Here is a 24,502-nt window from a genome sequence, read left to right on the forward strand (position 1 = left end):
GCCTCGCTTTTTCTTTATCCCTGATATTCCCGATGAGAGCGTGAATGACGACAACCAAGGGTTTCACCCTGATTGAACTGGTGGTAGTGATCCTGTTACTCGGGATTCTGGCCGCCTTTGCCGTGCCCAAGTGGCTGGGCAAAGGCGGCTTTGAAACCCATACCCTGCGCGATGAGCTGGTGGCCCGGTTGCGGCTGGTGCAGACCATGAACATGCAGGAAGGGGAGGCGCGTTGCACCCAGCTGGTACTGGAGCCGAGCGGCTTCGGTCATCTGACCCTGCTTGGCAGCTGTACCCCCAAGCCCATCTCCGGCTGGAGTGCGGACGAGCAGAGCCGGGGGCGAGTCATCACCGCCTCCGGCGGCCTCTCCCTGCCTCAAGGCAGCTTTTCTTTCGACAAGCGCAGCGGTCGTCCGCTCTCACCCTCAACCTGCATCAATGGCTGCAACCTGGTGGTGAGCAGCGGGCAGGAGAGCGCCCGGCTGCGCATCGAGCCGGAAGGTTATATCCATGCCCTCCCTTAAGGCCCGGCGCGGCTTCACCCTGATCGAGTTCGTGGTCGGCATTGTGCTGCTGGCCATCGCCCTGACCGGCGTCCTGGGGCTTCTCATCAATCAGGCACCCCAGGCGGTGGATCCGGTGCAGCAGGTACGGGCCGCCCAGCTGGTCCAGCGGATCTTAAGCGAGGTGCTGCAAAAATCCTTCGATGAGCACTCGGATCACAACGGCGGCCGTTTTCGCTGCGGCGAGACCGTCGGCACCCCTGCGGTGACCTATCCCCCCTGCACCGCCAGCGCCGACTACGGCCCGGAGGGGGGCGAGACCCGCCCCTATGCCTTCAACGACGTGGACGATTTCGACACCGGGGGTCACTGGGTGGACGCCAACCTGTTTACCCAGACGGATGCCGAGGGCGTCAGCGACCAGGAGTATCGCCACTATCAGATCAGGATCGCCGTCACCCCGGATACCCTGTTTGGCAGCACCGGGCCAGGGGCCGAGTCTATCGGCAAGCGCGTCGCCCTGACAGTGCGTCTGCCGGATGAGAGCGAGCTGGCGTTTGCCCTCTATCGGGGGAACTACTGATGGACCAGCCGCACTCCCATGATGCCGCGTTCGATGACGCAGCTGTGACCACACCCCGTTACCGCGTCCGATCAGGCTTCGCTCATCGAGCCTGCGCCCAACCTGGGCGGGGGCGGGGCTTCACCCTGGTGGAACTGGTGATGGTGATCCTGCTGCTCGGGGTGATGGCGACCTTCTCCAGCCAGTTTATCGGCATCGGTACCCAGATTTACGGGGATGCCAGCCGCCGCGAGCAGCTGATGAGCGATGCCCGCTTCGCCCTGGAGCGGCTCAACCGCGAGCTGCGCGATGCGGTCCCCGGTTCGGTGCGCATCGAGGATGAGGCGGGCAAGGGGGCGGATCAGGGGACCTGCCTGCGCTTCTGGCCCATCGCCACCGCCAGCCGCTATCTGGGCTCAGTGGCCAGCGCCGGGCTCAACATAGCGGTGCCGGACGCGCTGCCGCGAGAGAAGGACCAGGCCATCGTCTATCCTCTCGCCGATCCGGCACTCGGCCTGGATCAGGGGTGTCTCCATGGCAACTGCGTGGCCGCCGTCACCTCGGTGGGGAGCCCGGTCTCGGGGGCCTTGCCGCTGACGGTGGATGGCACCTTCGCCAAGGAGTCCCCCGGGCAGCGCATCTATTTTGCCCGTCAGCAGGTGCGTTACTGCGTGACGAATGCCACCCTGACCCGGGTCAGCGCCGCCATCGGTGCTGACATCAGCCTTGGCACTTCGGCCCTGATGGCCGAGCATATCCGCCCCGCGTCCTATTACTTCTACCGGGAGCCCGCCGCCTTCAGCCAGAGCGAGGTGGGACTGCGGATGGAGTTCGAGCAGCGCGGCGAGCGCGTCCTCTTCAACCACAAGCTGGAGACGCTCAATGTTCCCTAGGCCCCCCCGCAGGCTGGTGCACCAGCGCGGCAGCGCCATCATGGTCGCGCTCTTTGTCGTCGTCATCATGGCCCTGCTGGCGGCGGCCATGGGCCGCTTCCTGGTGGACAGCGGCGAGAAGCACGGGGTGGAGGTGCGCGGGGTGCGTGCCCTGATGGCGGCCCAGAGCGGGTTGGAGATTGCCCTGTACCGGCTCTACCCGAGCGGCCAGTGGCAGGGGCAAGCCTGCGGCCCCCTGACATTCACTTTCACCGAGGTTGGGCTGGCGGGCTGCCAGGCCAGTGTCAGCTGCACCAAGCTGACGGTGAGCGTGGCCGGCGCGACCCAGACTGGTTATCGCTTCAGCAGCGAAGGGCGCTGTGGTGATCCCGGGGCCAACAGTGGCCCCAACCCGGACTTTGCCGTCAGCCGCACCCTGGTGGCGGAAGCTTTCGATGGAGCACTCCCATGAAGCAGTTGTTTCGTGCCTGTTGTTTCCTGCTCTTGCTGGGGGCCCAATCGGCTTGGGCTACCTTGAACTGCAACAGCATCTTCCCTGGGCCGATACAGAGCTTCGCCAAGGCTGGCACACTCTATATGCAGACCGGTGCCAGGGTGGAGAATTACAACAGCCTTGATGTCTGTTTCAGACAGGTACGCGGCTATGAATATGAAATGAGCAACCAGGCGTGTGGCAGCGGCAAGTGCCAGATCACGGGGGTTGCCAGTCAGATTGGTACCAGACCGACCATGATGACGAGTACAGATCCGAGTAACTATACGGTGGCATCCTGGACCAACCCCAACGTGATGCTAGGTACAACGGCGGGTTATGGGCGTCGTGTCGATGCTGGTCGTTGGGATATAGGTTCGGTGGAGGTCAACGGGGGAAACCTCACAGTCTCCGATCAGTATTCCACCTATGTGCTGAAGGGGATTCGATTTTTCAATAATGGAAGCATGACGCTCAAGGCTGGCAAGACCTACATCATCGATGGAGATATCGATCTCAGCATGGGACGTATCACGCTCGTGGGAAGTGGTACCACCAAGTTTTACGTCAATGGCAATCTGACGATTCAAAACGGCTCCCAGTTCACGGGGAGCAGTGCGCTGGATGTCTACGTCACCAAAGACCTGGCGGTGAGAAGCTCGGCCAAGATACAAGGCAGCTACTATGTCGAGGGCAAAGCAACCCTGCAGGAGAATGCCGAGCTCAGAGGGCGGCTCAGTGCGAGTAATATCGACATGTTGGGCAGTAGCAAGGTCATCTACGACGGCGGAGCCCTGACGCCCACCTGCAAAGACATCTTTACCGATCCCCCGACGGAGGGGGCCATCATGACGCCGCCGCCCGGGGTGCTGGTGCCCCCCCTCGGGGATCTGGTGTGCAGAAAGCAGGGGGGGGGCACCAGCTGTACCGGCCACAGCGGCAACAGCTTCGGGCCCGGGGATCACGACTTCGACGACGGCAGCATCAGCAACCAGGCCGAGATCATCGCCACCGGGGTGACGGCACGGCTCTACTTCAACAACCTCGATCTCAATAACGCCGAGCTCAATCCCAGCAATCCGCCAGAGAATCTCTTTATCTATGTGAAGGGGGATCTCCGGATAGCCGGGCAGAACAAGATCAATGCCGTCGTCTATGTGGCGGGCAATGTCAGTATGACCGGCAACGCAACCATCGACGGGGCGCTGGCGGCTGGCGGCAACATCGACATCGGCGGGAACGGCGACTACGAATTCGATCAGGATGCCGTCGACAAGGTCGATCTCGGTGGCACCACCTGTGGCGGGGGCTCGGGGGGGAGTCAACTCGATCACTTCGAGTTGACCCACTCCGGCCAGGCGCTCACCTGCAACCCCGAGACTGTGGTCATCAAGGCCTGTGCCGATGCGAGCTGTTCCCGGCTCGTCACCGAGCAGGTCAGCGTGACCCTTAGCCTCACCCCAGACACCGCCAGCAATGGTTGGGTGGGGGGCAATCAGCTGACCTTCAGCGGGGGCTCGACCACGGCCCGGCTGCACAACAACACGGCGGGCACGGTGACCATGGGCGTGGCCAGCTCGACGCCAGCATTCCAGCACCCGACCCTGTGCCAGGCGGGCAGCGGCGCCCTGAGCACCGCCGCCTGTACCCTGAGCTTTGCCGACAGCGGTTTCCTGTTCAACGTGCCGGATACCCTGGCCAACAAGCCGCAGGATGTGGTGATCAACGCCGTCAAGAAAGACGATGCGACCAAGCAGTGCGTCCCCGGCTTCGCCGGCGTGAGCAAGCCGGTCAGCTTCTGGGGGTCTTATGTCACCCCCAATGCCAATGCATTTGGCAGTCAGATCCGGATAGATGGCAATCCTGTCTCGACTTATGCCGCCAATGTGGCTTCGCCGGCGGGCACTGTCATCAACGTGAACTTCGACAGCCAGGGCAAGGCGACGCTGAAGCGAGTGAACTACCCGGATGCGGGCCAGATGCGGCTCAATGCCCGCCACGATGGCAGCGGCGATACCGCGGGTCTGGTGATGACGGGCTCGGATCTGTTCGTGAGCCGCCCGGCCGGGCTCTGCATCACGCCAACTCAGGGGGCCTGCGCGGCAGGGGATGCCAGTTGTCCGGTGTTCAAGAAGACCGGTGAAGCATTCCAGCTGAATATCGCGGGCGTGGCCTGGCAGGTCGATGGTGACACCGATTTTTGCAGCGGCAATCTGGCGACCCCCAACTTCGCGCTGGCCAATATTGCGCTGGGCAGCGAGCTGGTGGCACCCAAACCAGGGGAAGAGGCGGTGGTCGGTACGGCCAGTTATGACCACTCAAACGCGAAAGGCAGCAACAACCTCAACCCCGTCGGCCAGTCGGTCAACGAGGTCGGGGTCTTCCGGATGACGGCGACCCCGCCGACCTTGGGTTACTTTGGCTACACCATACCCGCCGCCAGCAGCGTGCCTGTGGGGCGCTTTATTCCGGTGGACTTCAACCTGGTGAGCGGCAACATAGTCCCCGCCTGTGATGCGTTTTCCTATATGGGGCAACCCTTCCTGGCGGAGTTGCAGATCCAGGCCCGCAATCAGTTTGGCGAGACCACCCTGAACTACAGGGAGGCGTTTGCCAAGGGGGATGCCTACCTGAGCGCGGCCAACAACAGGGACGGGGTGTCGCTCTCCGCCCGGCTGCGCAGCCTGGGGCCGTTGCCCTGGGTGGAAGGGGAGGCCGACTTCAACGGGCCGACCGAGTTTGTGCGCCGCTCCGATGGCCAGCCAGACGGCCCCTACCGGGCCCTGTCGTTTGGCCTTTATATGAAGGACAACGATGGTGAGCAGACCCTGATCGCCAATCCCGACTTCAACGACGGGCAGCCGGGGTCATGCAGTGGCGCCGGCTGCAATGCCAGGCTGATCGATGACGTGCCCATGGAAGCCTACTTCGGCCGGGTGCAGGCAGGCACCCGCCAAGGGGTAGCCACGGCCGGGCTGGCGGTGCCGCTGCAACTGCAATATCACGAGGCGGGCGCCTGGCATGCCATGCTAGCGGATCAATGTACCCGCCTCTCCTTGCAAGATGGGGGCATCGAGTTCACCGATGGCAGCCAGAGTTTCGATGAGGGAAGCGGCGAGCTGGTTCTGGATGGCAACACCCGGATCCGGCTCGGTCTTGGCCCGGTTGCCCCTGGCGCCATGGTGGCGAGCGCGAAGGATGGTGTCATCTCCATACAGTTCGCTGCCCCGGACAGGGCGGTGCGCATTCCGTTCAAGATCGATCTGAGCAAGCAACCGGAGTCAGAGCAGCAACCTGGACGGCGTCCGCTCTGGTTGTCTGACCCAAACAGTCTGGAGGGCATGGCCATTTTTGGCCGGGATCGGGGTAATGACAGAATTATTTATCGCCGCGAAGTGATGCCCTGACACCCGGGCTGACACGGGGAGATAGACGCATTGCTGTACAGTGGCGTCTTATCTCCTTGTTTCGTAGTGTTTGTCGGCCTGAGCGGGTGAGTGATGACTCGCATTTTTGTCGCGCCTGATTGATTGGCGACAGTTTGAGCGCTTGCCCATTGGGGTGGGCATTGGTAAAGTTAGCCGGTTTTCTGCACCTCCAAATTCTTAGGATTTCCCGTAGCCATGTTCAAAAAGCTCAGAGGCGTCTTTTCCAACGATCTGTCGATCGACTTGGGAACTGCCAACACCCTGATCTATGTAAAAGATCAAGGGATCGTCCTTAACGAACCCTCAGTTGTCGCCATTCGCCAAGAGCGCGGGAACGCCAAATCGGTCGCTGCTGTCGGTCATGCCGCCAAGCAGATGCTGGGTCGTACCCCTGGTAACATCTCTGCCATTCGCCCGATGAAAGACGGCGTGATCGCCGATTTCTACGTGACCGAGAAGATGCTGCAGCACTTCATCAAACAGGTTCACGACAACAACTATTTCCGCCCCAGCCCGCGCGTGCTGGTGTGCGTACCCTGCGGCTCCACCCAGGTGGAACGTCGCGCCATCAAGGAATCCGCTCTGGGCGCCGGCGCCCGCGAGGTTTACCTGATCGATGAACCCATGGCTGCCGCCATCGGTGCCGGCCTGCCGGTCTCCGAAGCGACCGGTTCCATGGTGGTGGACATCGGTGGCGGTACCACCGAAGTGGCCATCATCTCCCTGAACGGCGTGGTCTACTCCCAGTCCGTCCGTATCGGTGGCGACAAGTTCGACGAAGCCATCATCAGCTACGTCCGTCGCAACTACGGCAGCCTGATCGGGGAAGCCACCGCCGAGCGCATCAAGCACGAGATCGGCTCCGCCTATCCGGGCGAAGAGGTGCGCGAGATCGAAGTGCGCGGTCGCAACCTGGCCGAGGGTGTGCCCCGCAGCTTCACCCTGAACTCCAACGAGATCCTGGAAGCGCTGCAAGAGCCACTCTCCGGCATCGTCTCCGCCGTCATGGTGGCCCTGGAGCAATCCCCGCCCGAGCTGGCGTCCGACATCTCCGAGCGCGGCATGGTGCTGACCGGTGGTGGCGCCCTGCTCAAAGACATCGACCGTCTGCTGATGGAAGAGACCGGCATCCCGGTCGTCGTGGCTGAAGATCCCCTCACCTGTGTCGCCCGTGGCGGTGGCAAGGCGCTGGAGCTGATCGATATGCACGGTGGCGATCTGTTCCACTACGAATAAGACCCAAAGCCGGCCGAGCGCCGGCTCTTTTTTGACGACTCATGAAACCCATCTTCGGTAGAGGCCCTTCGCTTCAGTTACGGTTGTTTCTCGCCGTCATCATCTCTGTCGCTGCCATCGTCGCGGATTCCCGCTTCGGTGTGTTCAGCCATGTCCGCGTTTATCTGAGCTCCCTGGTGAGCCCGCTGCAATACATTGCCAACGCCCCCGGCACCCTGCTCGACACCATGTCGACCCAGGTGCAGACCCGCGCCGATCTCATCGAGCAGACCAAGCAGCAGGAGCAGCAACTGTTCACCCTGCGCTCGCGCCTGCTCAAGATGGATCAGCTGGAGCACGAGAACCAGCGTCTGCGCGAGCTGCTGGGGTCGCCGGTACACAAGGAGTCCCGCAAGATGGTGGCCGAGCTGCTGTCGGTGGATTCCGACCCCTTCAGCCATCAGGTGCTGATCAACAAGGGGGCGCTGGATGGCGTCTACAACGGCCAGCCGGTGATCAACGATCAGGGGGTGGTCGGTCAGGTGCTCCACGTGGGCTCCACCACCAGTCGCGTCCTGCTCATCACCGACTCCAGCCACGGCATCCCGGTGCGGGTGCTGCGCAACGACTTGCGCGCCATCGCCTCCGGCAGCGGCGAGCTGGACAAGCTGGAGCTGCGCAACCTGCCCCGCAACACCGACGTCCAGGTCGGCGATCTGCTGGTCACCTCGGGCCTGGGCGGCCGCTTCCCGGAAGGTTATCCGGTGGCGACCGTGACCCGCTCCGACTACGTGGAGGGCAAGCCCTTCGCCCAGATCGAGGCCAAGCCCCTGGTGGCGCTGGACCGTCTGCGCTACCTGCTGCTGCTGTGGACCGACAAGAAACCGGAAGTACACGACAAGGATGCCCTTGAGCCTGCGGCGAGCGCCTCGGCGGCCACGGCAACCTCGGCGGCGGGGGCGACGCGCTGATGCTGCAACCCGCCAGCGGCAGGATCTGGATCTGGTGTTCGATCCTGCTGGCCCTGTGCCTCTCCATCCTGCCGCTTCCCTTTCAATTCGAACCCTTCCGTCCGGACTGGCTCGCCATGGTGCTCATCTACTGGGCGCTGGCGCTGCCGCACCGGACCAACGTCGGCACCGCCTGGGTGGCGGGCCTGCTGCTGGACGTGCTGCTCGGCAGCACCCTCGGCGTGCGGGCCATGGCCATGGCCATCACCACCTACCTGGCGGCCTTCCAGTTCCAGAAGATCCGCAACTTCTCCCTCTGGCAGCAGGCGCTGATCATCGGTCTGCTCTCCCTGGTGGGGAAGATCACCGTGTTCTGGGCGGAGCATCTGTTCAGCCGGGCCAGCCTCAACTTCGCCTACTTTTGGTCGACGTTGACGACGATGTTAATATGGCCCTGGATTTTTATGGTCTTGCGCAAGGTGCGGCGTCGCTTCAATATCAAGTGAATGTGAATAAAAACAACGCATTGTAACTGCGCATCGTCTCATTGAGTGAAGTATGAACAAGCACAACGAACTGCAACTCTATCTCGCCTCGGGCTCCCCCCGCCGGCACGAGCTTCTGACCCGCCTGGGCTACCGTTTCGAGGTCCTCAAGCTGGATGTGCCGGAGCTGCGCAACGACGGTGAGAAGCCCCAGGATTACGTTTGCCGGCTGGCCCGCGACAAGGCGATGGCCGGTGTGGCCGCGGCGCCCACGGCGCTGCCTGTGCTGGGGGCCGACACCATAGTGGTGCTGGGGGAGCGGGTGCTGGAGAAACCCTCCGACCTGCTGGACGCCAAGGACATGCTGGAAGCCCTCTCCGGGCGGGTACACCAGGTGATGACGGCGGTGGCCCTGGCCACCCCGGAGCGGTGCGATGTGCGGCTGGTCACCACCAACGTGGCGTTTCGCAAGCTGGACGAGGCCGAGATCGAAGCCTACTGGCGCACCGGCGAGCCGTGCGACAAGGCGGGCGCCTACGCTATCCAGGGCATTGCCGGCAAATTCGTCAGTCGCCTCGAGGGGAGCTACAGTGCCGTGGTCGGCCTGCCCCTGCTGGAGACGGACCTGTTGATCAAGCAGCACCTCGAGCAGACCCGGTAATCCTCTCGTCAGCAGTGCGCTGCTGAGTTACCCGTTGTTCGTCGTGCCAGAATTCAAAACTAGAAAGGCAAGGTAACTTATGTCGGTAGAACTGCTGGTAAACGTCACCCCCTCCGAAACCCGGGTCGCCCTGGTCGAGAACGGTCTGCTGCAGGAAGTGCATGTGGAGCGTCAGGCCAAGCGCGGCATCGTGGGCAACATCTACAAGGGAAAGATCAGCCGCGTGCTGCCCGGCATGCAGGCCGCCTTCGTCGACATCGGCATGGACAAGGCCGCCTTCCTGCACGCCTCCGACATCGTCCCCCATACCGAGTGCGTGGCGATCAAGGAGAAGGAGCAGTTCCAGGCCGGCAACATCGCCGAACTGGTGCGCCAGGGGCAGGACATCATGGTACAGGTGGTCAAAGACCCGCTCGGTACCAAGGGGGCTCGCCTCACCACCGACATCACCCTGCCATCCCGTTATCTGGTCTTCATGCCGGGCAGTGCCCACGTGGGGGTCTCCCAGCGCATCGAATCCGAGGCGGAGCGCGAGCGCCTCAAGCGCACCGTGGCCGGCTATGTGGACGAACTGGGCGGCTACATCATCCGCACCGCCGCCGAAGGGGTGGGGGAGCAGGAGTTGGAGCAGGACGCCGCCTTCTTGAAGCGCCTGTGGCGCAAGATCCTCGAGCGCAAGCAGAAGTATCCCCCCTGCAAGATCCTCTACGAGGATCCCAGCCTGGCGTTCAGGGTGGTGCGTGACTTCGTCGGTGCCGAGCTCGACAAGATCCGGGTCGACTCGCGCCAGAGCTTCGATCAGCTCAAGCGCTTCACCGAGGAGTACGTGCCCGAGCTGGCCAACAAGCTGGAGTACTACTCCGGCGAGTCGCCGATCTTCGATCTCTACGACGTGGAGAACGAGATCCAGCGCGCCCTGGAGCGCAAGGTGGAGCTGAAATCCGGCGGCTACCTCATCATCGATCAGACCGAAGCCATGACCACGGTGGACATCAACACCGGCGCCTTCGTCGGCCATCGCAATCTGGAAGAGACCATCTTCAACACCAACGTCGAGGCCACCGCCGCCATCGCCCGTCACCTGCGCCTGCGCAACCTCGGCGGCATCATCATCATCGACTTCATCGACATGCAGTCCGAGGATCACCGCCGCCGGGTGCTGCACAGCCTGGAGCTGGCGCTTGCCAAGGACAGGGCCAAGACCAACGTCAACGGTTTCTCCCAGCTCGGGCTGGTGGAGATGACCCGCAAGCGCACCCGGGAGAGCCTGGAGCACGTGCTCTGCGCCGAGTGCCCCGAGTGCAAGGGGCGCGGCCGGGTCAAGACGGTGGAGTCGGTCTGCTTCGAGATCCTGCGGGAGATCATCCGGGTCAACCGCGCCTACGACGCGGATCAGTTCACCGTCTATGCGGCTCCTTCGGTGGCCGATTACCTGCGGGGGGAGGAGTCCCACAGTCTGGCGGAGCTGGAAGTCTTCATCGGCAAGCAGGTCAGGGTGGTCTCCGAGCCGCTCTGTGGGCAGGAACAGTTCGATGTGGTGATGATGTAATTGGTCTACCGCTGGCTGAGTCGGGGCTGGTTGGCCCTCGGAGTCTTCTTCGTGCTGCTGGCCGTTCTGGTCAGCGTCGTACGACTGGGCGGCCCCTTGCTCAACCAGCACCGGGCGGCCGTGATAGGGACTCTGCTCGGGGAGAGCCAGCTCGAGGTGAGCGTGGATCACGTCGGGCTGGACTGGACTCCCCGCGGCCCGGCCATCGGGCTGGAAGGACTGGCCATCGCCCCCGATTCGGGGCGTTTCTCCCTGCGCCTTGGCAAGGTGTGGGCCCACCTCGACTTCTGGCGCTCCCTCAACGAACTCAGACCGGTGTTTGGCCAGTTGATCCTGAGCGACGGCAACATCGCGCTGGACATGACCCAGCCCGCCACCCCCGTCAGCGGGAAGAGCGCGAACCAGCAGGAGGCCCTGCTGCGCTTCCTGCTGACCCAGCTCTCCACCTTCGACATTCACGACACTCGCCTGAGCCTCACCACGGCACTGGGGGAGGTGCGCGCCCTCGACATCGCCCAGTTGCGCTGGCAGAACCGTGGCAAGCGACATCAGGGGGTCGGCAAGGCCTATCTCATCAACGGGGTGGGGGAGAGCACCCTGGACCTCATCATCGATGTGGATGCCCCCGAGGTGCGGCTCGACCGCCTCAAGGGCCAGCTCTATCTGGGGGCCAGCGAGCTGGACATCAGCCCCATGCTGGCCCGGATCCACGCCGGCGCGCCGCCGGTGAGCGGCCAGCTCGACTTCCAGCTCTGGAGCGAGTTCGAGAAGGGCAGGCTCGGCAACTCCCTGCTGGCCTTTGGCAACAACCACCTGATCTGGAAAGACGAGATCAAGGGGGAGCCGCACCGCCTCGACCTGCAGGGGGGCAAGATCCAGCTGCGCCGGGACGGCGAGGCGTGGCAGCTCGCCAGCCACGACGTCACCTTCAAGCTCGATGGCGCCACCTGGCTGCACAGCCGCCTGCAGCTCGAGCGCATCGGCTCACGCATCCAGGGTTATGTGCCCGCCATCGATCTCGACCAGATTGCCAACCTGAGCCAGCTGGTCTCCGGCCTCTATCCCGAGCTGACCGAGACCCTCAAGCGCACCCGGCCAAGGGGCCAGTTGCAGGAGCTGGTCCTGCAAGCCGACGGGGACTGGCAGGGGCTCTCTCTGCAGGGGCAACTGCGCGGCTTCGGGACCCGGGCCTGGCACGATGTGCCCGGTCTGCAAAAGCTGGACGGTGACTTCTGGCTGACCCCGAACGGGGGGCGTGCCCGCCTGACCCTGGGCAAGGGCAAGGTGGATCCGGCCCGCCACTTCAAGGAACCCATCCCGGTGGACAGCCTGAGTGCGGCCCTCGACTGGTGGCGGGCGCCGCAAGGCTGGGTGCTCTATGGCCAGGACATTGCCCTGGACAACCCGGATCTGCGCCTCGCCAGCCGGTTTCGCCTCGAGCTGTTCGAGCACCCCTTCCTCGCCCTGACCGGGCGGATCGACGTCAAGAACGCGGCCCATGCGGATCGCTACTACCCCCTGGCGGTGATGGATGAGGGGCTGGTGAGCTACCTGAGCGGCGCCATCAAGGGGGGCAAGGCCAAGGGTGCAGACCTGCTCTGGTACGGCGAATTCCGTGACTTCCCCTACGACAACGGCAAGGGCGTCTTCCAGGTGGCGGTGCCGCTGCAACAGGCCACCTACGAGTTTTTCCCGGGCTGGCAGCCGCTGACCGACCTGCAGATCGATCTGCTGTTCCAGAACGCCAGCCTCGACATGAACAGCCGCGCCACCCAGCTCGGCAAGGCCAGCTCCGACTCGGTGCACGCTTGGATCCCGGACCTCTATCCGGGGGCTCACCTCTACGTGGATGCCAGGGTTGAGGGCGAGGGCAAGGCCATCAGCGACTATTTGCAGGACTCGCCGCTGGGGGGATCCGTCGGTCAGGCGCTGCGGGAGGTGGAGATCCGCGGCCCCATGAAGGGCACGGTGAAGCTCGACATACCGCTGGATGGCGAGGGGGAGGTCAAGGCTAGCGGGGAAGCCAGCTTCAAGGACAACAAGGTGAGGATCGCCTCCCTGGACCTGCCCCTCGACGGGGTCGCAGGGACGCTCGAGTATGACAACGAGCAGACGCGCATTCACAACCTCAAGGCCAGCCTGTGGAACCAGCCGCTGACCCTGGATTATCAGGGGCGGCAACTGCCCCACGGCTATCAGGCCGACCTCAAGTTCCAGGGGCAGTGGGACAGCCGCCGCCAGCGCCGGGACATACCGGCCCTCGAGATGCTCCAGGGGCGCAGCAACTGGTCGGGTACCCTGGGGCTGACCCTGCCCGAGAACAAGGCGTTCAGCTTCCAGCTGGCGCTGGACTCCAACCTGCAGGGCATGGGGCTGGATCTGCCCGTGCCCCTGACCAAGGCGGCGGGTACCCGGCTGCCCCTCAAGGTGACGGCCCGTGGGCGGGATGGCAGCGCCGACATCCGCGCCGTGCTGGGGGTGGACATCGACATGCAGAGCCGCCTGGTGTACGGCGACGGCGTGCCCTATCTCAGCCGGGTGCGGGTCAACATCGGCCAGCCCGGGGCGCGGGTGATGCAGGACAAGCCCATGCTGCTCGCCATCAACCAGCAGCAGGCGGACGTGGCCGGCTGGTTGGCCCGTCTCAAGCAGTGGCTGCCGGCCAAGGCGCAGGCGACGCAGGGCAATGCGGTGGTGGGCCCCGCTTTCTTGCCCCAGGAGTGGTGGGTGGATGGCCAGCTGGCCCGTGCCGACATCGGCAGTGCCAGCCTCAAGGCGGTGCACTTCACCCTGGGGCCGGTGAACCAGGCCACCGAGGTGATGATCGACAGCCCCGACGTGATGGGGGTGGTGCGGGTGCCGGTGGCCGATGGGCGCCCCATCGATGCCAAGTTTGCCCGCATCTACTGGTCCGGCAAGGGGACCGATCTCAGCCCGGATCCCGATGAGCGCCAGGACAGGGCCATCATGAATGCCATTCCCTGGCTCACCTTCAGCTGCGTGGATTGCCGCTTCGGCGAGCTGCCCCTGGGTGAGGTGAAGGGGGAGCTGCTGCCCGGGGCCAACCGGCTGGATCTCAAAGGACTGGAGATGCGCCTGGCGGGCAGCACCCTGCGCGGCAGCGCCGAGTGGCTGGCCCGTGGCAGCCAGATGCAGACCCGTGCCAGGGTGAACCTCGAGACCCGCAACAGCGAGCTGCTGCTCAAGCGGCTCGGCTACACCTCGCCCATCGGGGATGCCCCGGGCAAGCTGGCGCTGGATCTGAACTGGCGTGACGTGCCCTACCGCCTGAGCCTGCCGACTCTGGCGGGCAGCGCCGACTACCAGCTGGAGGGAGGCACCCTGCGGGAGGTCAACGACAAGGGGGCCCGGCTGCTCTCCCTGCTGAGCCTCGACTCCCTGATGCGCAAGCTGCGCCTCGATTTTCGCGATGTATTCGACAAGGGCTTCTATTTCGAGTCCATGTCCGCCTCCGCCAAGGTCAATCAGGGGGTGGTGGAGAACAACGACTTCTACATGAAGGGGGCCGCGGGCAACCTGCGGGGCAAGGGCATCGCGGATCTGGTGCGCTGGCGGCTCGACTTTGATCTGAGCTTCTCCCCGAACCTGGGGGGTACCCTGCCGGTGGTGGCGGCCTTCTCGCTGACCCCCATCACCGGGCTCTATGTGCTGGCCCTCTCCAAGCTGCTGGAGCCCGTGGTGGACGTGGTGACCCGCATCGATTTTCGGGTCTCCGGCCCGCTGGACGCCCCCAGGCTGGTGGAGGCGGGGCGGGATCGCGCCCGCATCAAGCTCAACCAGCACCAGAAGGATGCGGTGGATGCGGTGGCGCCCGGCCTGCCCGCCAAGGAGGTCACCCCCTTCCTGCTCGATCCCAAGCATCAGGGCTCGGGTCAGCGCTGAGGGCATGCACCGGGCTGGGGGACTTTCCCCCGGCCGCCAAACCCCTCATAGTGCGGATATTGCCCGCGAGCCGAGAAGGCCTTGTGTCACCGGCTCGCCCAACAGAAGGAGCGCGTCATGTGGCTAGCCGCCATGCAGTTGATATCGGGTCGTACCTGGCAGGATAACCGGGAGCGGATCGCCGCCGAGCTGGCGAGTCTGCCCGGGGAGCGCCCCTTGCTGGTGCTGCTGCCGGAAAACTTCGCCCTCTTTGGCGAGCGGCAGGGGTATCTGGACGGGGCAGAGCCATTGGGAAATGGCCCAATCCAGCAGCAACTCTCTGATTGGGCCAAATCCCACGGCATCTGGCTGGTGGCCGGGGCCATGCCCACCGCCATCGCCGGTGCCGACCACATTCACACCAGTACCCTGGTGTTCGATCCCGACGGCGAGCTCAAGGGGCATTACCACAAGATCCACCTGTTCGACGTGGACGTGGCGGACAATCACGGCCGCTACCGGGAGTCGGAGACCTTCAGCCCGGGTGATCAGCCTGTGCTGGTGGACTCCCCCTTTGGTCCCCTCGGCCTTTCTATCTGTTATGATCTGCGCTTTCCCGAGCTGTACCGCCAGTTGGCCCGGGCCGGTGCCCGGGTGCTGCTGGTGCCTGCCGCCTTTACCGCCGTCACCGGCGAGGCGCACTGGGAGCCTCTGCTGCGGGCCCGTGCCATCGAAAACCAGTGCTACGTGGTGGCCGCCAACCAGGGGGGTACCCACGAGACGGGGCGTCAGACCTGGGGCCACAGCATGGTGATCGACCCCTGGGGCCGGGTGCTGGCCTGTCGGGCGTCGGGGCAGGGCACTGTGCTGGCGCCGCTGGATGGGGCCCTGGTCGATGAATTGAAACGCACCATGCCGGTGCTGCAACACGCCCGCCTGTTGTGAGCCCGCGGCCGTGCATTTAACCGTTACGACATCTCGCATGAGAGTGGAGAGAAAGATTTGAGTCTACTGAGCCAGGTTAGTGCCTCCCTGTTGGCCCCGAACGATCTCGACGAAGGGCGGCTGCAACAGCTGCTCGGCAGCCTGATGAGCCATCAGGTGGAGTTCGGCGACCTCTATTTCCAGCGCAGCTGGCACGAGTCCTGGATGCTGGAGGACGGCATCGTCAAGGATGGCAGCTACAACATCGATCAGGGGGTGGGGGTGCGCGCCGTCAGCGGCGAGAAGACCGGTTTCGCCTACTCGGACGAGCTGAGCCTGCTGGCGCTGCAACAGTCGGTGACTGCCGCTCGCGGCATCGCCGCCGCCGGTGCTCACGGCAAGGTAAAGGCGTGGGCTCGCACCGAAGCAAACCTGCTCTACCCGGCGCTGGATCCCCTGCAAACTCTCGACAAGCAGCAGAAAATTGCCCTGCTGGAGCAGATGGACAAGTTCGCCAGAAGCCTGGATCCCGCCATCAATCAGGTGATGGCCTCTATCAGCGGGGTCTATGAAGAGATCCTGGTGGCCGCCACCGATGGCACCCTGGCCGCCGACGTGCGCCCCCTGGTGCGCCTCTCGGTGACCGTCATCGCCGAGAAGGGGGATCGCCGTGAGCGCGGCAGCGCGGGGGGCGGTGGCCGCTTCGGTTACGACCATTTCCTCGAGCTGGACGGGCTCGAGAGCCGGGCGTTTGGCTATGTGCGCGAAGCGGTACGCCAGGCCCTGGTCAACCTGGAGGCCATCGACGCCCCGGCCGGCACCATGCCGGTGGTGCTCGGTGCCGGCTGGCCCGGTGTGCTGCTGCACGAGGCTGTGGGTCACGGTCTGGAAGGGGACTTCAACCGCAAGGGCTCCTCCGCCTTTGCCGGGCGCATCGGCGAGCAGGTGGCTTCCAAACACTGCACCATCGTCGATGACGGCACCCTGCCGGGTCGGCGCGGCTCCGTCTCCATCGACGACGAGGGGACGCTGGGGGGCTACAACGTGCTGATCGAGAACGGCATTCTCAAGGGTTACCTGCAGGACAAGCAGAATGCCCGCCTGATGGGGGTACCGCTCACCGGCAACGGCCGCCGCGAATCCTACGCCGCCCTGCCGATGCCGCGCATGACCAACACCTACATGCTGGCGGGTCAGTACGATCCGGCGGAGATCATCGCCTCGGTGAAGAAGGGCATTTACGCCCCCAACTTCGGTGGCGGCCAGGTGGACATCACCTCCGGCAAGTTCGTCTTCTCCGCCTCCGAGGCCTACCTCATCGAGGATGGCAAGATCACCACGCCCATCAAGGGGGCGACCCTGATCGGCAACGGCCCCGAGGCCATGAGCCAGGTTTCCATGGTGGGCCGTGATCTCGCGCTGGATCGCGGGGTCGGGGTCTGCGGCAAGGAGGGGCAGAGCGTGCCGGTCGGCGTCGGCCAGCCCACCCTCAAGCTGGATCAGCTCACCGTGGGCGGCACCCAGTAAGGTCACACACCTTTGTAAACCCCGGCCCGGCGCCGGGGTTTTTATTGGAACGCGCAAGCAATAAAAAGCCCCGGCAGGCGCCGGGGCTGGGAAAGGGCTCGGGTCAGTTGACCGAAATGGCGCGGGCGTCGATGAAGAAGCGGGCGTGGCCGTGGTCATCCACCCTTATCTGGGCGAGCAGGCGATCCTTTCGCTTGAACTCCCATCCTGTCTTGATCCGGGTCAGCGCGGGGCTGGCGGCACCGACCACGTTCAGATACTCATGAAACAGGCTGTAGCTTCCAATCTCGGTCAGCATCTTTTCCATTTGCATATCTCCTCAAGTGATGGGGTCAGCACATGCCACGCTAGCGGCAACCTTCTGAACCCTGCCTGTACAAAAACCAGACTACCCCATCAAGATGAAGGCAATATGATCAGGCGCAAGATCAGGAGGGATTTGCACGAAAAATGACACCGTTTTCAATCAGGGCTGGCGCGGCGCGGCGAGATGATCGAGGGTGGTGGATCCGGCATGGGACGGCAAGGCGGCAGCGGGTTGTTCCATCACCTGACCATGGAAGACGGGATCCTGCGCCACCTCCTTGACGCCGTTGATGCAGAACTGCATACCCATGCACACCAGCAGGAAGCCCATGATGCGGGTCATGGCGTCGATGCCGGTGGCCCCCAGGAGCTTGCACACGGGATCTGCCAGCTTGAGCACACCCCAGCTGATCAGGCTCATCAGGGCGAAGGCGGTGACCATGGCGGCATAGATGACGACGCGATCGGTCTCGGCCGGCAGCTCGGCGATCTGGGCCGCGCCGCTGATCACCAGCGCCATGGTGCCGGGTCCGCACATGCTGGGCATGGTGAGGGGCACGAAGGCGATATTCTGGTTGGCCTCGACCCCGGCAGACTGGTTCGGCGAGGGGAAGAGCATGCGAAAGCCGATGAAGGCGATGATGAGGCCACCGGCCAGGCGCAGGCCGGGAATGGAGATCCCGAACAGATCCAGGATGGAGGATCCGATGAAGAAGCTGACGCACAGGGTGGCGAACAGATAGAGGGCGGCCATGTTGATCTGACGGCGAATGTGCTCGCGGGACATGCCCTTGCTCAGTCCCAGCAGCAGGGTGGCCGTGGTGGGCGGGTTGACCATGGGCAGCAGGGCCAGCAAGGCGAGAAAGACGACCTGGAAGAACATAGTGGACCTCGGGCAGATGGACGGATTGGGGTGAGCTGGCAGGTCCGCAGCGGACCGCCACCCGGTCGATGATATCCGCAAAGAACAAGCCCCGACAGTGCGGGGCTTGCTTGGGAAGGATCAGGCGGCCTGCGGGGTGGCCTGGCGTTGGCCGCGCTGGAGCAGCCAGAGCCAGATGCCGAGCACGAAACCGAGGGCGGCCAGGCTGACCACATAGTGGGAGGGGGCCAGCACGTCCTCCTTCATCCAGAGGGTGACCAGCATGGGGGTGAGGCCGCCGAAGATGGCGTAGGCCACGTTGTAGGAGAACGACAGCCCGGAGAAGCGCACCACCGGCGGGAAGGCATTGACCATGACGTAGGGCACGGCGCCGACGATCCCCACCGCAAAGCCCGCCAGCATGTAGAGGGGCACCAGCTGATCCGTGCCCGCTGCCAGGCTGTGGTAGAAGGTATAAGTGGCGCCGGCCAGCAGCAGGGAGCCCAGGATGAAGGTAGGACCGCTGCCGATGGCATCGATCAGCCGGCCATAGACGATGCAGCCCAGGGTGAGGGCGACGATGGCCAGGGAGTTGGCGGTCAGGGCATCGGCCGGGCTGATGCCGTGCACCTTCTGCAGATAGGTCGGGGTCATCAGGATCACCACTACTATGCCGGCGGAGAGCAGCCAGGTCAGCAGCATGGAGACGACGACGCTGCCCTTGTGTTCACGCAGCACCGTCTTGAGGGGCAGCTCCTCGGCCAGGGACTTGTTGGCCTGCATCTCGGCGAAGACCGGAGTCTCGTGCAGCCAGCGGCGCAGGTACATGGCGACGATGCCGAACACGCCGCCGAGCACGAAGGCCAGACGCCAGCCCCAGTCGCTCACATCGCCCGGGCTCATGCCACGGTTGATGGCGGTGGCCACCAGGGAGCCGAGCAGGATGCCGGCGGTCAGCCCCGCGGTGAGGGTGCCGCAGGCGACACCGACCCGGCGGGCGGGCACGTGTTCGGCCACGAAGACCCAGGCACCGGGGACTTCCCCGCCGATGGCGGCCCCTTGCAGGATCCGCAGCAGCAGCAACAGCAGGGGGGCGGCGATGCCGAGCACGGCGTAGGTGGGCAACAGGCCGATCAGCAGGGTCGGCAAGGCCATCAGGATGATGCTGAGGGTGAACATCCGCTTGCGGCCGATGAGATCGCCAAAGTGGGCCATGATGATGCCCCCCAGGGGGCGGGCCAGATAGCCGGCGGCGAAGATGCCGAAGGTCTGGAACTGGCGCAGCCACTCGGGAATGTCAGCCGGGAAGAAGAGCTCGCCGATGACCACGGCGAAGAAGACGAAGATGATGAAGTCGTAGAATTCGAGGGCGCCGCCCAGCGCCGCCAGGCTCAGGGTCTTGTAATCCTGTCGATTGAGGGGGCGACCGTGGTCGTGCGATGTGCTGCCTTTACTCATATCCTTATGTTTCCCATCGTTTTTTTAGTTATTCTCCCCGGTGTGCTGCGGGGATACGCTCACCCACGAGGGTATGCTTTTGTGTCCCGCAATGTAAATCGCACAATTCGCAACACTGTCTTGCAGCACGGTGCGGCAAGTAGCTGGAGAGATCATGACGAAGAAAAAGGTACTGCTCTCCTGGAGCAGCGGAAAAGACAGCGCCTGGGCCTTGCATCGCCTGCGCCAGGATCCGGCCATCGAGGTGGTGGGGCTGTTCACCACCCTCAACCAGGCGTTCGAGCGGGTGGCCATGCACGGGGTGCGCAAGCAGTTGTTGTTGGCACAGGCTGAGTGCGTGGGCTTGCCGCTGACCACCATCGACCTGCCCTGGCCCTGCAGCAACGAGGAGTATGGGCGCATCATGACGGGCTTCATCGCCGATGTGCAGGCCAAGGACATTCACCACATGGCGTTCGGGGATCTCTTTCTTGAGGATGTGCGCGCCTATCGGGAGCGGCAACTGGCGGGGACCGGCATCACGCCGCTCTTCCCGCTCTGGGGCTGCGACACGACCGAGCTGGCGCAGGCGATGATCGACGCCGGGCTCAAGGCCAGGGTCTGTACCCTGGATCCGGGCAAGCTGGACGCCGGGTTAGGTGGTCATGAATTCGGTCCGGCCTTCCTGGCTGCCCTGCCCGCCGGGGTGGATCCCTGCGGCGAGAACGGGGAGTTTCACACCCTGGCCTGGGACGGCCCGATGTTCCTGCATCCCCTGCCCATCCGGGTGGGGGAGACGGTGCTGCGGGACGGCTTCGTCTTCACCGATCTGCTGGCGGAGGATCCCGAATGAGGGAAGACCCCCTCGGGTGAGAAAGAAAAGGGGTCGGCTCCGTGAGGAATCGGCCCCTTTGCGTTTGCCCCCTTCAGCGGGCGGCGAAGGTGTCGCAAGTGGCGGGCTTGCCGCTGTCAAAACCGCGTTTGAACCAGGCGAGGCGCTGGGCCGAGGTGCCGTGGGTGAAGCTGTCGGGAACGACCCGGCCCTGACCTTGCTGCTGCAACCTGTCGTCGCCGATGGCCTGGGCGGCGTTGAGCGCCTCTTCCAGATCGCCGCGCTCCAGCACCTGCTCTTTTTCCATATAGTGGCCCCAGACCCCGGCGAAGCAGTCCGCCTGCAGTTCAAGCTTGACCGACAACCGGTTCTGGGCGACCTGGCTCAGCCCCTGTTGCTGCTGGCGCACCTTGGTGGAGATGCCGAGCAGGTTCTGCACGTGGTGGCCCACCTCGTGGGCGATCACATAGCCCTGGGCGAAGTCGCCGTCGGCCCCCAGCTTGTCGCGCATGTCCTGATAGAAGGAGAGATCGATGTAGACGGTGCTGTCAGCCGGACAGTAGAAGGGCCCCATCACCGACTGCCCCTGGCCGCAGCCGGTGCGGGTCGCACCGCGATAGAGCACCAGTCTGGGGGCCTGATAGCGGTTGCCGCTTTGCTGGAACATCTCGCCCCAGGCGTCCTCCGTGGAGGCGAGCATCACCGAGGTGAAGCGGGCGAGGGGATCGTTGGCAGCCTGTGACGAGTTCTGACGCTGGGGCTGGCTCTGCGGGGCCGGATCCTGCAGCAGGGGGCCGAGGTCCACGCCGTAGTACCCCGCCACCATGACCACCACCAGCAGGATCAGGCGCCCCTTACCGCCGATGGGCAGGCCGCCGCCCCCGTTGCCGCCGCCTTGCTGGCGCCGGTCTTCCACATTGTTGCTCTCACGGCGATCTTGCCAGCGCATATCCCCATACTCCCGTCATTGGTGGTGGCAGTAATGATAATGGCTGGCGCCGGGGCTTGCCTAATCGGCCCGGGTCATTCGGCCCAGGGCATCTCGGGCAGGCTGTCGAGAAACTCGCCGTAACGGACGAGGTTGAAGGGGCCCTGTTCGGCTTCCATGGCCATGAGTTCGGCGCCCAGGGCGCAGGCGATGTATTGCAGCGCCTCTTCCCGCGGGGTGCCCTTCATCACCAGGCGCATCAGGGTGGCTTTCACCTGGAGGGGGTGGCCGTCGGCGAGCTGGTTCTCCACCATCTCCAGCAGTGTCTCTTCATCAAAAAATTCGGGGGTATCGGTCATGGCCGTTCTCCTGCCTGTTCCATGGGGTGGGCAGTATAGCGGGGACGCGGCTCCCGGGGGCGAAAATATCCTCCGGGTCTTGCCAAGGGGACGGGGCGAGAGCAGTCTTGGACACTCTCTCTGCCGAACGAGCCCATGCCATGATCCTCTCCGAGCGCCTGGAACTGCGCGAACTGACCGTTGTCGATGCCCCCTTCATTCTCGAACTGCTCAACGATGGCGATTTTCACCGCTACATCGGCGATCGCGGGGTACGTACCCTGGCGGATGCCGAAAACTACATCCAGCAGGGGCCTGCGGTCAGTTATGCCCGCCACGGTCACGGACTCTATCTGGTGGTGCGGCGGGAAGACGGGGCCAGGCTCGGCATCTGCGGTCTGATCAAGCGCGATACCCTGCCCTGTGAAGACATCGGCTATGCCTTCCTTCCCGCCTGGCGCGGTCAGGGTTATGCCATCGAAGCCGCGCGGGCGGCCATGGCAGATGGCCGCGAACGGCTCGGCATCGAGCGGGTGGTCGCCATCGTCACCCCGGGCAATGAGCGCTCGGTCCGGCTACTCGCCAAGCTGGGGCTGAGTCAGGGCAAACGGGTCAGGTTGGGAGCCGGCGAGGAGGAGTGCCTGCTGCTGGAGGCGCCGGACAAGGAGACTTGCGGGGTCTAGCCACCGCTCTGGGAGCGGGGCCATGCAGACTATGACGTCAGGCAAGGAGGCCGCCGTGAGTTGCGGCCTGTCTGCATCGGGCGCTGCCGGTGGGCAGGCAAGGTCAGTTGAGCTCTTCGATGGAGAACTCGCCGGCGATGCCATCACAGGAGATGGCGAAGCCGCCGCTGAAGCGGGTGCTGAACTGGATCAGGAACGCATCGTCGTCGTGCTCTTGCACGGGCAGGTTGATGGGTTTGCTGCGACGCAGGGGTTTGCGGATTTGTACGTGTTTCATCATGGTATTTCTCTATATAAATTAAGTGTTTGCTCCTTGTATTGGCAAATGTCAGGTCAATGGGCGCGGTCAGCACGATGGCGGACGAGCGCGCAGGAATACCCAGCCCGGTTCAGGGGCGTCTGCACTTTCAAGGAAGGCGCCAAGGACCACGCGGATGCATGATGCTACTTGGGAGTGGGCAGATCGGGTCTGCACCGTGAGAGCCGGGCAACGCAGGCAGACAGCCTGAACGGTTCTCAAGGCGAGTAAATCAGAAGAAGGTTATGCGGGTACTGGCAGGATTCATCGTGAGGTGAAGCATTGCGAACATAATCAGGGCTGATTAACTAGCCGGCGCGCATTCTCTCCTCGAAATGTGTAAAAAGCAAACACTAATTGTGCGTTCACCCAGTCATTCCCTGTTTTTCACGGCCACGGGGACGGCAAAAGGGCTCCCGAGGGAGCCCTTTTCATTGCCGGTCAGGGACGGGCTCAGGCGTCGCCACAGGCCCTCTTGGCGGCGGTGATCATGGGAGTAATGGTCATACCCTGTACCACGATGGAGAACATCACCACCGAGTAGGTCATCACCAGGATCACCTGGCGCAGATCGACGTTGTGTTCCGGGATCATCATGACACCGGATGGCAGTGCCAGGGCCATGGCCATGGCCAGGCCGCCACGCAGGCCGCCCCAGGTGAGGATGCGCACCGAGAAGGTGTTGTAGCTGCGGAACTTGCGGAACGCCACATAGGGCAGGGAGACGCTGATGAAGCGGGCGGCCAGGCAGAGCGGCACCGCGATGACCAGCAGGATCCAGTCGCGCCAGGCCAGATCCAGCAGCACCAGTGCCAGACCGATCAGCAGGAACAGCAGGGCGTTGAGGAACTGATCCATCAACTCCCAGAAGTGATCCAGGTGATGCTGGCTCTGCTCGGAGAAGCCGGAATGACGGGTCCAGTTGCCGATCATGATGCCGGTCACCACCATGGCCAGGGCGCCGGAGACGCCGATCATGTTGGCGAAGGCGAAGCCGGCGGTGGGGATGCAGAGGGTCAGCAGCAGCTCCAGCGAACCGTCATCGGTGGCGCTGATCATCACGTGGGCGATGAGACCCAGCACGGCGCCGAACAGGATGCCGCCGAGAGCCTCATGCAGGAACAGGCCGGCCACGCTGCCGAAGGTGGGCTCGACGCCGCCGAACGCCACGGCAAACACGGTGGCGAAGATCACCAGACCGACACCGTCGTTGAACAGGGATTCCCCCTCGATCTGGATGGCGATCTGGGGTGGCGCCTTCATCTTCTTGACGATGGCCAGTACGGCGATGGGGTCGGTGGGGGAGATCAGGGCACCGAACAACATGCAGTAGACCAGCGGCACATCCCAGCCCAGCAGCTTGGCGATGAACCAGAAGCCGTAGCCGATGAGGAAGGTGGAGAGCAGGGTGGCGGCTATGGCCAGAATGGTGATTTCCCACTTCTGGCTACGCAACGCCTTGAGGTTGATGCCAAGCCCGCCGGCGAACAGCAGGAAGCCCAGGATCCCCTTCAACAGGAAGTTCTGGAAGTCGATGCTCTCCATGGTCTTGATGGCGAGAGGCTCCAGATTGAACCAACCCAGTTTGCCAAACAGCACTAGCAGCGCGGAGATCAGCATGGAGCCCGCAGTGATGGCGATGGTGGTCTGGATCTTCACAACATACTGGTTGGCAAAGGCGATGAAGATCGCCAACGCTGCCAGGAAGCAGAGTGTGTAGTAGACGCTCATAGTTATTTTTCTCTTTGGTAAACAGCAAGCACGTAT

The 24,502-nt window shown here is 63.9% G+C and carries 22 protein-coding genes; 15 read left to right on the forward strand and 7 right to left on the reverse strand.

Features of this window, described 5'->3' with window-relative positions; genetic code table 11:
- The first annotated feature begins 44 nt into the window (after positions 1 to 44).
- The 13 genes from PG883_RS10275 to tldD all read left to right on the forward strand — a co-directional run bounded on the left by PG883_RS10275 (position 45) and on the right by tldD (position 17,051).
- Entirely contained in the window at positions 45 to 524 is a 480-nt protein-coding gene (locus PG883_RS10275; RefSeq protein WP_134997122.1) for a prepilin-type N-terminal cleavage/methylation domain-containing protein, read from the forward strand.
- Complete coding sequence (locus PG883_RS10280; protein WP_270807185.1) at positions 511 to 1,086, forward strand: type II secretion system protein; 576 nt, start codon at positions 511 to 513, stop codon at positions 1,084 to 1,086. Before PG883_RS10275 ends, PG883_RS10280 begins: the two co-directional genes overlap by 14 nt.
- A complete protein-coding gene (locus tag PG883_RS10285; protein ID WP_270807186.1) occupies positions 1,086 to 1,958 on the forward strand; it encodes a PilW family protein in 873 nt (290 codons plus the stop codon). The genes PG883_RS10280 and PG883_RS10285 overlap by 1 nt, the downstream gene beginning before the upstream one ends.
- Complete coding sequence (locus tag PG883_RS10290) at positions 1,948 to 2,409, forward strand: MSHA biogenesis protein MshP (RefSeq protein ID WP_270807187.1); 462 nt, start codon at positions 1,948 to 1,950, stop codon at positions 2,407 to 2,409. The genes PG883_RS10285 and PG883_RS10290 overlap by 11 nt, the downstream gene beginning before the upstream one ends.
- Positions 2,406 to 5,837 carry a DUF6701 domain-containing protein gene (locus tag PG883_RS10295; RefSeq protein WP_270807188.1) on the forward strand — a complete coding sequence of 1,144 codons (3,432 nt, stop codon included), beginning with the start codon at positions 2,406 to 2,408 and terminating at the stop codon, positions 5,835 to 5,837. The genes PG883_RS10290 and PG883_RS10295 overlap by 4 nt, the downstream gene beginning before the upstream one ends.
- A 216-nt stretch (positions 5,838 to 6,053) precedes the next feature.
- Positions 6,054 to 7,094, forward strand: a complete 1,041-nt coding sequence (locus tag PG883_RS10300; protein ID WP_005308111.1) for a rod shape-determining protein — start codon at positions 6,054 to 6,056, stop codon at positions 7,092 to 7,094.
- A gap of 41 nt (positions 7,095 to 7,135) precedes the next feature.
- Positions 7,136 to 8,044: a rod shape-determining protein MreC gene (gene mreC / locus PG883_RS10305; RefSeq protein ID WP_029313545.1), complete on the forward strand. Its 909-nt coding sequence runs from the start codon at positions 7,136 to 7,138 to the stop codon at positions 8,042 to 8,044.
- Positions 8,044 to 8,529 (forward strand): rod shape-determining protein MreD, encoded by a 486-nt coding sequence (mreD, locus tag PG883_RS10310; RefSeq protein WP_010672635.1) that lies wholly within the window; start codon positions 8,044 to 8,046, stop codon positions 8,527 to 8,529. Before mreC ends, mreD begins: the two co-directional genes overlap by 1 nt.
- A gap of 52 nt (positions 8,530 to 8,581) precedes the next feature.
- Positions 8,582 to 9,169 (forward strand): Maf family protein, encoded by a 588-nt coding sequence (locus tag PG883_RS10315; protein WP_010672636.1) that lies wholly within the window; start codon positions 8,582 to 8,584, stop codon positions 9,167 to 9,169.
- Positions 9,170 to 9,248: 79 nt separating this feature from the next.
- Positions 9,249 to 10,718: a ribonuclease G gene (gene rng, locus PG883_RS10320; protein ID WP_039040432.1), complete on the forward strand. Its 1,470-nt coding sequence runs from the start codon at positions 9,249 to 9,251 to the stop codon at positions 10,716 to 10,718.
- Positions 10,719 to 14,621, forward strand: a complete 3,903-nt coding sequence (locus tag PG883_RS10325; RefSeq protein ID WP_167292705.1) for a YhdP family protein — start codon at positions 10,719 to 10,721, stop codon at positions 14,619 to 14,621. It abuts the gene before it with no gap.
- Positions 14,622 to 14,738: 117 nt separating this feature from the next.
- Positions 14,739 to 15,545 (forward strand): carbon-nitrogen hydrolase family protein, encoded by an 807-nt coding sequence (locus tag PG883_RS10330; protein WP_043154366.1) that lies wholly within the window; start codon positions 14,739 to 14,741, stop codon positions 15,543 to 15,545.
- A 57-nt stretch (positions 15,546 to 15,602) separates the two neighbouring features.
- Positions 15,603 to 17,051, forward strand: a complete 1,449-nt coding sequence (gene tldD, locus PG883_RS10335; RefSeq protein WP_167292706.1) for a metalloprotease TldD — start codon at positions 15,603 to 15,605, stop codon at positions 17,049 to 17,051.
- Positions 17,052 to 17,154: 103 nt separating this feature from the next.
- On the opposite strand, the gene PG883_RS10340 is transcribed toward tldD, so the two are convergent.
- From PG883_RS10340 to PG883_RS10350, 3 genes are all read right to left on the reverse strand, one after another.
- Positions 17,155 to 17,358 carry a hypothetical protein gene (locus PG883_RS10340; RefSeq protein ID WP_041212219.1) on the reverse strand — a complete coding sequence of 68 codons (204 nt, stop codon included), beginning with the start codon at positions 17,356 to 17,358 and terminating at the stop codon, positions 17,155 to 17,157.
- Positions 17,359 to 17,517: 159 nt separating this feature from the next.
- The gene (locus PG883_RS10345; protein ID WP_125117034.1) at positions 17,518 to 18,240 is read right to left on the reverse strand and encodes a MarC family NAAT transporter; all 723 of its coding nucleotides are present in this window, start codon (positions 18,238 to 18,240) and stop codon (positions 17,518 to 17,520) included.
- Positions 18,241 to 18,360: 120 nt separating this feature from the next.
- A complete protein-coding gene (locus tag PG883_RS10350; RefSeq protein WP_270807189.1) occupies positions 18,361 to 19,677 on the reverse strand; it encodes an MFS transporter in 1,317 nt (438 codons plus the stop codon).
- A gap of 154 nt (positions 19,678 to 19,831) precedes the next feature.
- Between PG883_RS10350 and PG883_RS10355 the strand changes: the two genes are divergently transcribed.
- Positions 19,832 to 20,509, forward strand: coding sequence for an ATP-binding protein (locus tag PG883_RS10355; RefSeq protein WP_103261575.1), 678 nt, complete (start codon positions 19,832 to 19,834; stop codon positions 20,507 to 20,509).
- 73 nt (positions 20,510 to 20,582) lie between these two features.
- Here PG883_RS10355 and ypfJ read toward each other — a convergent pair whose 3' ends face one another.
- Together ypfJ and PG883_RS10365 are read right to left on the reverse strand one after the other, a co-directional pair.
- Positions 20,583 to 21,437 (reverse strand): KPN_02809 family neutral zinc metallopeptidase, encoded by an 855-nt coding sequence (gene ypfJ, locus PG883_RS10360; RefSeq protein WP_104455134.1) that lies wholly within the window; start codon positions 21,435 to 21,437, stop codon positions 20,583 to 20,585.
- Between the two features lie 74 nt (positions 21,438 to 21,511).
- Positions 21,512 to 21,775, reverse strand: a complete 264-nt coding sequence (locus PG883_RS10365) for a hypothetical protein (protein ID WP_039040440.1) — start codon at positions 21,773 to 21,775, stop codon at positions 21,512 to 21,514.
- Positions 21,776 to 21,915: 140 nt separating this feature from the next.
- Here PG883_RS10365 and PG883_RS10370 point away from each other — a divergent pair, with 140 nt between their 5' ends.
- Positions 21,916 to 22,437, forward strand: coding sequence for a GNAT family N-acetyltransferase (locus PG883_RS10370; RefSeq protein WP_049637292.1), 522 nt, complete (start codon positions 21,916 to 21,918; stop codon positions 22,435 to 22,437).
- Positions 22,438 to 22,540: 103 nt separating this feature from the next.
- Here PG883_RS10370 and PG883_RS10375 read toward each other — a convergent pair whose 3' ends face one another.
- Both PG883_RS10375 and PG883_RS10380 read right to left on the reverse strand, forming a co-directional pair.
- A complete protein-coding gene (locus PG883_RS10375; RefSeq protein ID WP_010672653.1) occupies positions 22,541 to 22,717 on the reverse strand; it encodes a hypothetical protein in 177 nt (58 codons plus the stop codon).
- 471 nt (positions 22,718 to 23,188) lie between these two features.
- Positions 23,189 to 24,466: a cation:proton antiporter gene (locus PG883_RS10380; protein ID WP_125117043.1), complete on the reverse strand. Its 1,278-nt coding sequence runs from the start codon at positions 24,464 to 24,466 to the stop codon at positions 23,189 to 23,191.
- Positions 24,467 to 24,502: the final 36 nt, after the last annotated feature.

The sequence above is a fragment of the Aeromonas sp. QDB25 genome, from assembly GCF_027707725.1.
Lineage (GTDB): Bacteria > Pseudomonadota > Gammaproteobacteria > Enterobacterales > Aeromonadaceae > Aeromonas > Aeromonas caviae.

Excerpts from the sequence above, each read along its gene's own strand:
- PG883_RS10290 (WP_270807187.1), top strand. The coding sequence starts at position 1,948 with ATGTTCCCTAGGCCCCCCCGCAGGCTGGTGCACCAGCGCGGCAGCGCC.
- PG883_RS10370 (WP_049637292.1), top strand. The coding sequence starts at position 21,916 with ATGATCCTCTCCGAGCGCCTGGAACTGCGCGAACTGACCGTTGTCGAT.
- PG883_RS10365 (WP_039040440.1), bottom strand. The coding sequence starts at position 21,775 with ATGACCGATACCCCCGAATTTTTTGATGAAGAGACACTGCTGGAGATG.
- PG883_RS10375 (WP_010672653.1), bottom strand. The coding sequence starts at position 22,717 with ATGATGAAACACGTACAAATCCGCAAACCCCTGCGTCGCAGCAAACCC.
- PG883_RS10350 (WP_270807189.1), bottom strand. The coding sequence starts at position 19,677 with ATGAGTAAAGGCAGCACATCGCACGACCACGGTCGCCCCCTCAATCGA.
- PG883_RS10315 (WP_010672636.1), top strand. The coding sequence starts at position 8,582 with ATGAACAAGCACAACGAACTGCAACTCTATCTCGCCTCGGGCTCCCCC.
- PG883_RS10380 (WP_125117043.1), bottom strand. The coding sequence starts at position 24,466 with ATGAGCGTCTACTACACACTCTGCTTCCTGGCAGCGTTGGCGATCTTC.
- PG883_RS10300 (WP_005308111.1), top strand. The coding sequence starts at position 6,054 with ATGTTCAAAAAGCTCAGAGGCGTCTTTTCCAACGATCTGTCGATCGAC.
- mreC (WP_029313545.1), top strand. The coding sequence starts at position 7,136 with ATGAAACCCATCTTCGGTAGAGGCCCTTCGCTTCAGTTACGGTTGTTT.
- PG883_RS10280 (WP_270807185.1), top strand. The coding sequence starts at position 511 with ATGCCCTCCCTTAAGGCCCGGCGCGGCTTCACCCTGATCGAGTTCGTG.
- PG883_RS10295 (WP_270807188.1), top strand. The coding sequence starts at position 2,406 with ATGAAGCAGTTGTTTCGTGCCTGTTGTTTCCTGCTCTTGCTGGGGGCC.
- PG883_RS10355 (WP_103261575.1), top strand. The coding sequence starts at position 19,832 with ATGACGAAGAAAAAGGTACTGCTCTCCTGGAGCAGCGGAAAAGACAGC.
- ypfJ (WP_104455134.1), bottom strand. The coding sequence starts at position 21,437 with ATGCGCTGGCAAGATCGCCGTGAGAGCAACAATGTGGAAGACCGGCGC.
- mreD (WP_010672635.1), top strand. The coding sequence starts at position 8,044 with ATGCTGCAACCCGCCAGCGGCAGGATCTGGATCTGGTGTTCGATCCTG.
- PG883_RS10340 (WP_041212219.1), bottom strand. The coding sequence starts at position 17,358 with ATGGAAAAGATGCTGACCGAGATTGGAAGCTACAGCCTGTTTCATGAG.
- PG883_RS10275 (WP_134997122.1), top strand. The coding sequence starts at position 45 with ATGACGACAACCAAGGGTTTCACCCTGATTGAACTGGTGGTAGTGATC.
- PG883_RS10330 (WP_043154366.1), top strand. The coding sequence starts at position 14,739 with ATGTGGCTAGCCGCCATGCAGTTGATATCGGGTCGTACCTGGCAGGAT.
- rng (WP_039040432.1), top strand. The coding sequence starts at position 9,249 with ATGTCGGTAGAACTGCTGGTAAACGTCACCCCCTCCGAAACCCGGGTC.
- PG883_RS10345 (WP_125117034.1), bottom strand. The coding sequence starts at position 18,240 with ATGTTCTTCCAGGTCGTCTTTCTCGCCTTGCTGGCCCTGCTGCCCATG.
- PG883_RS10285 (WP_270807186.1), top strand. The coding sequence starts at position 1,086 with ATGGACCAGCCGCACTCCCATGATGCCGCGTTCGATGACGCAGCTGTG.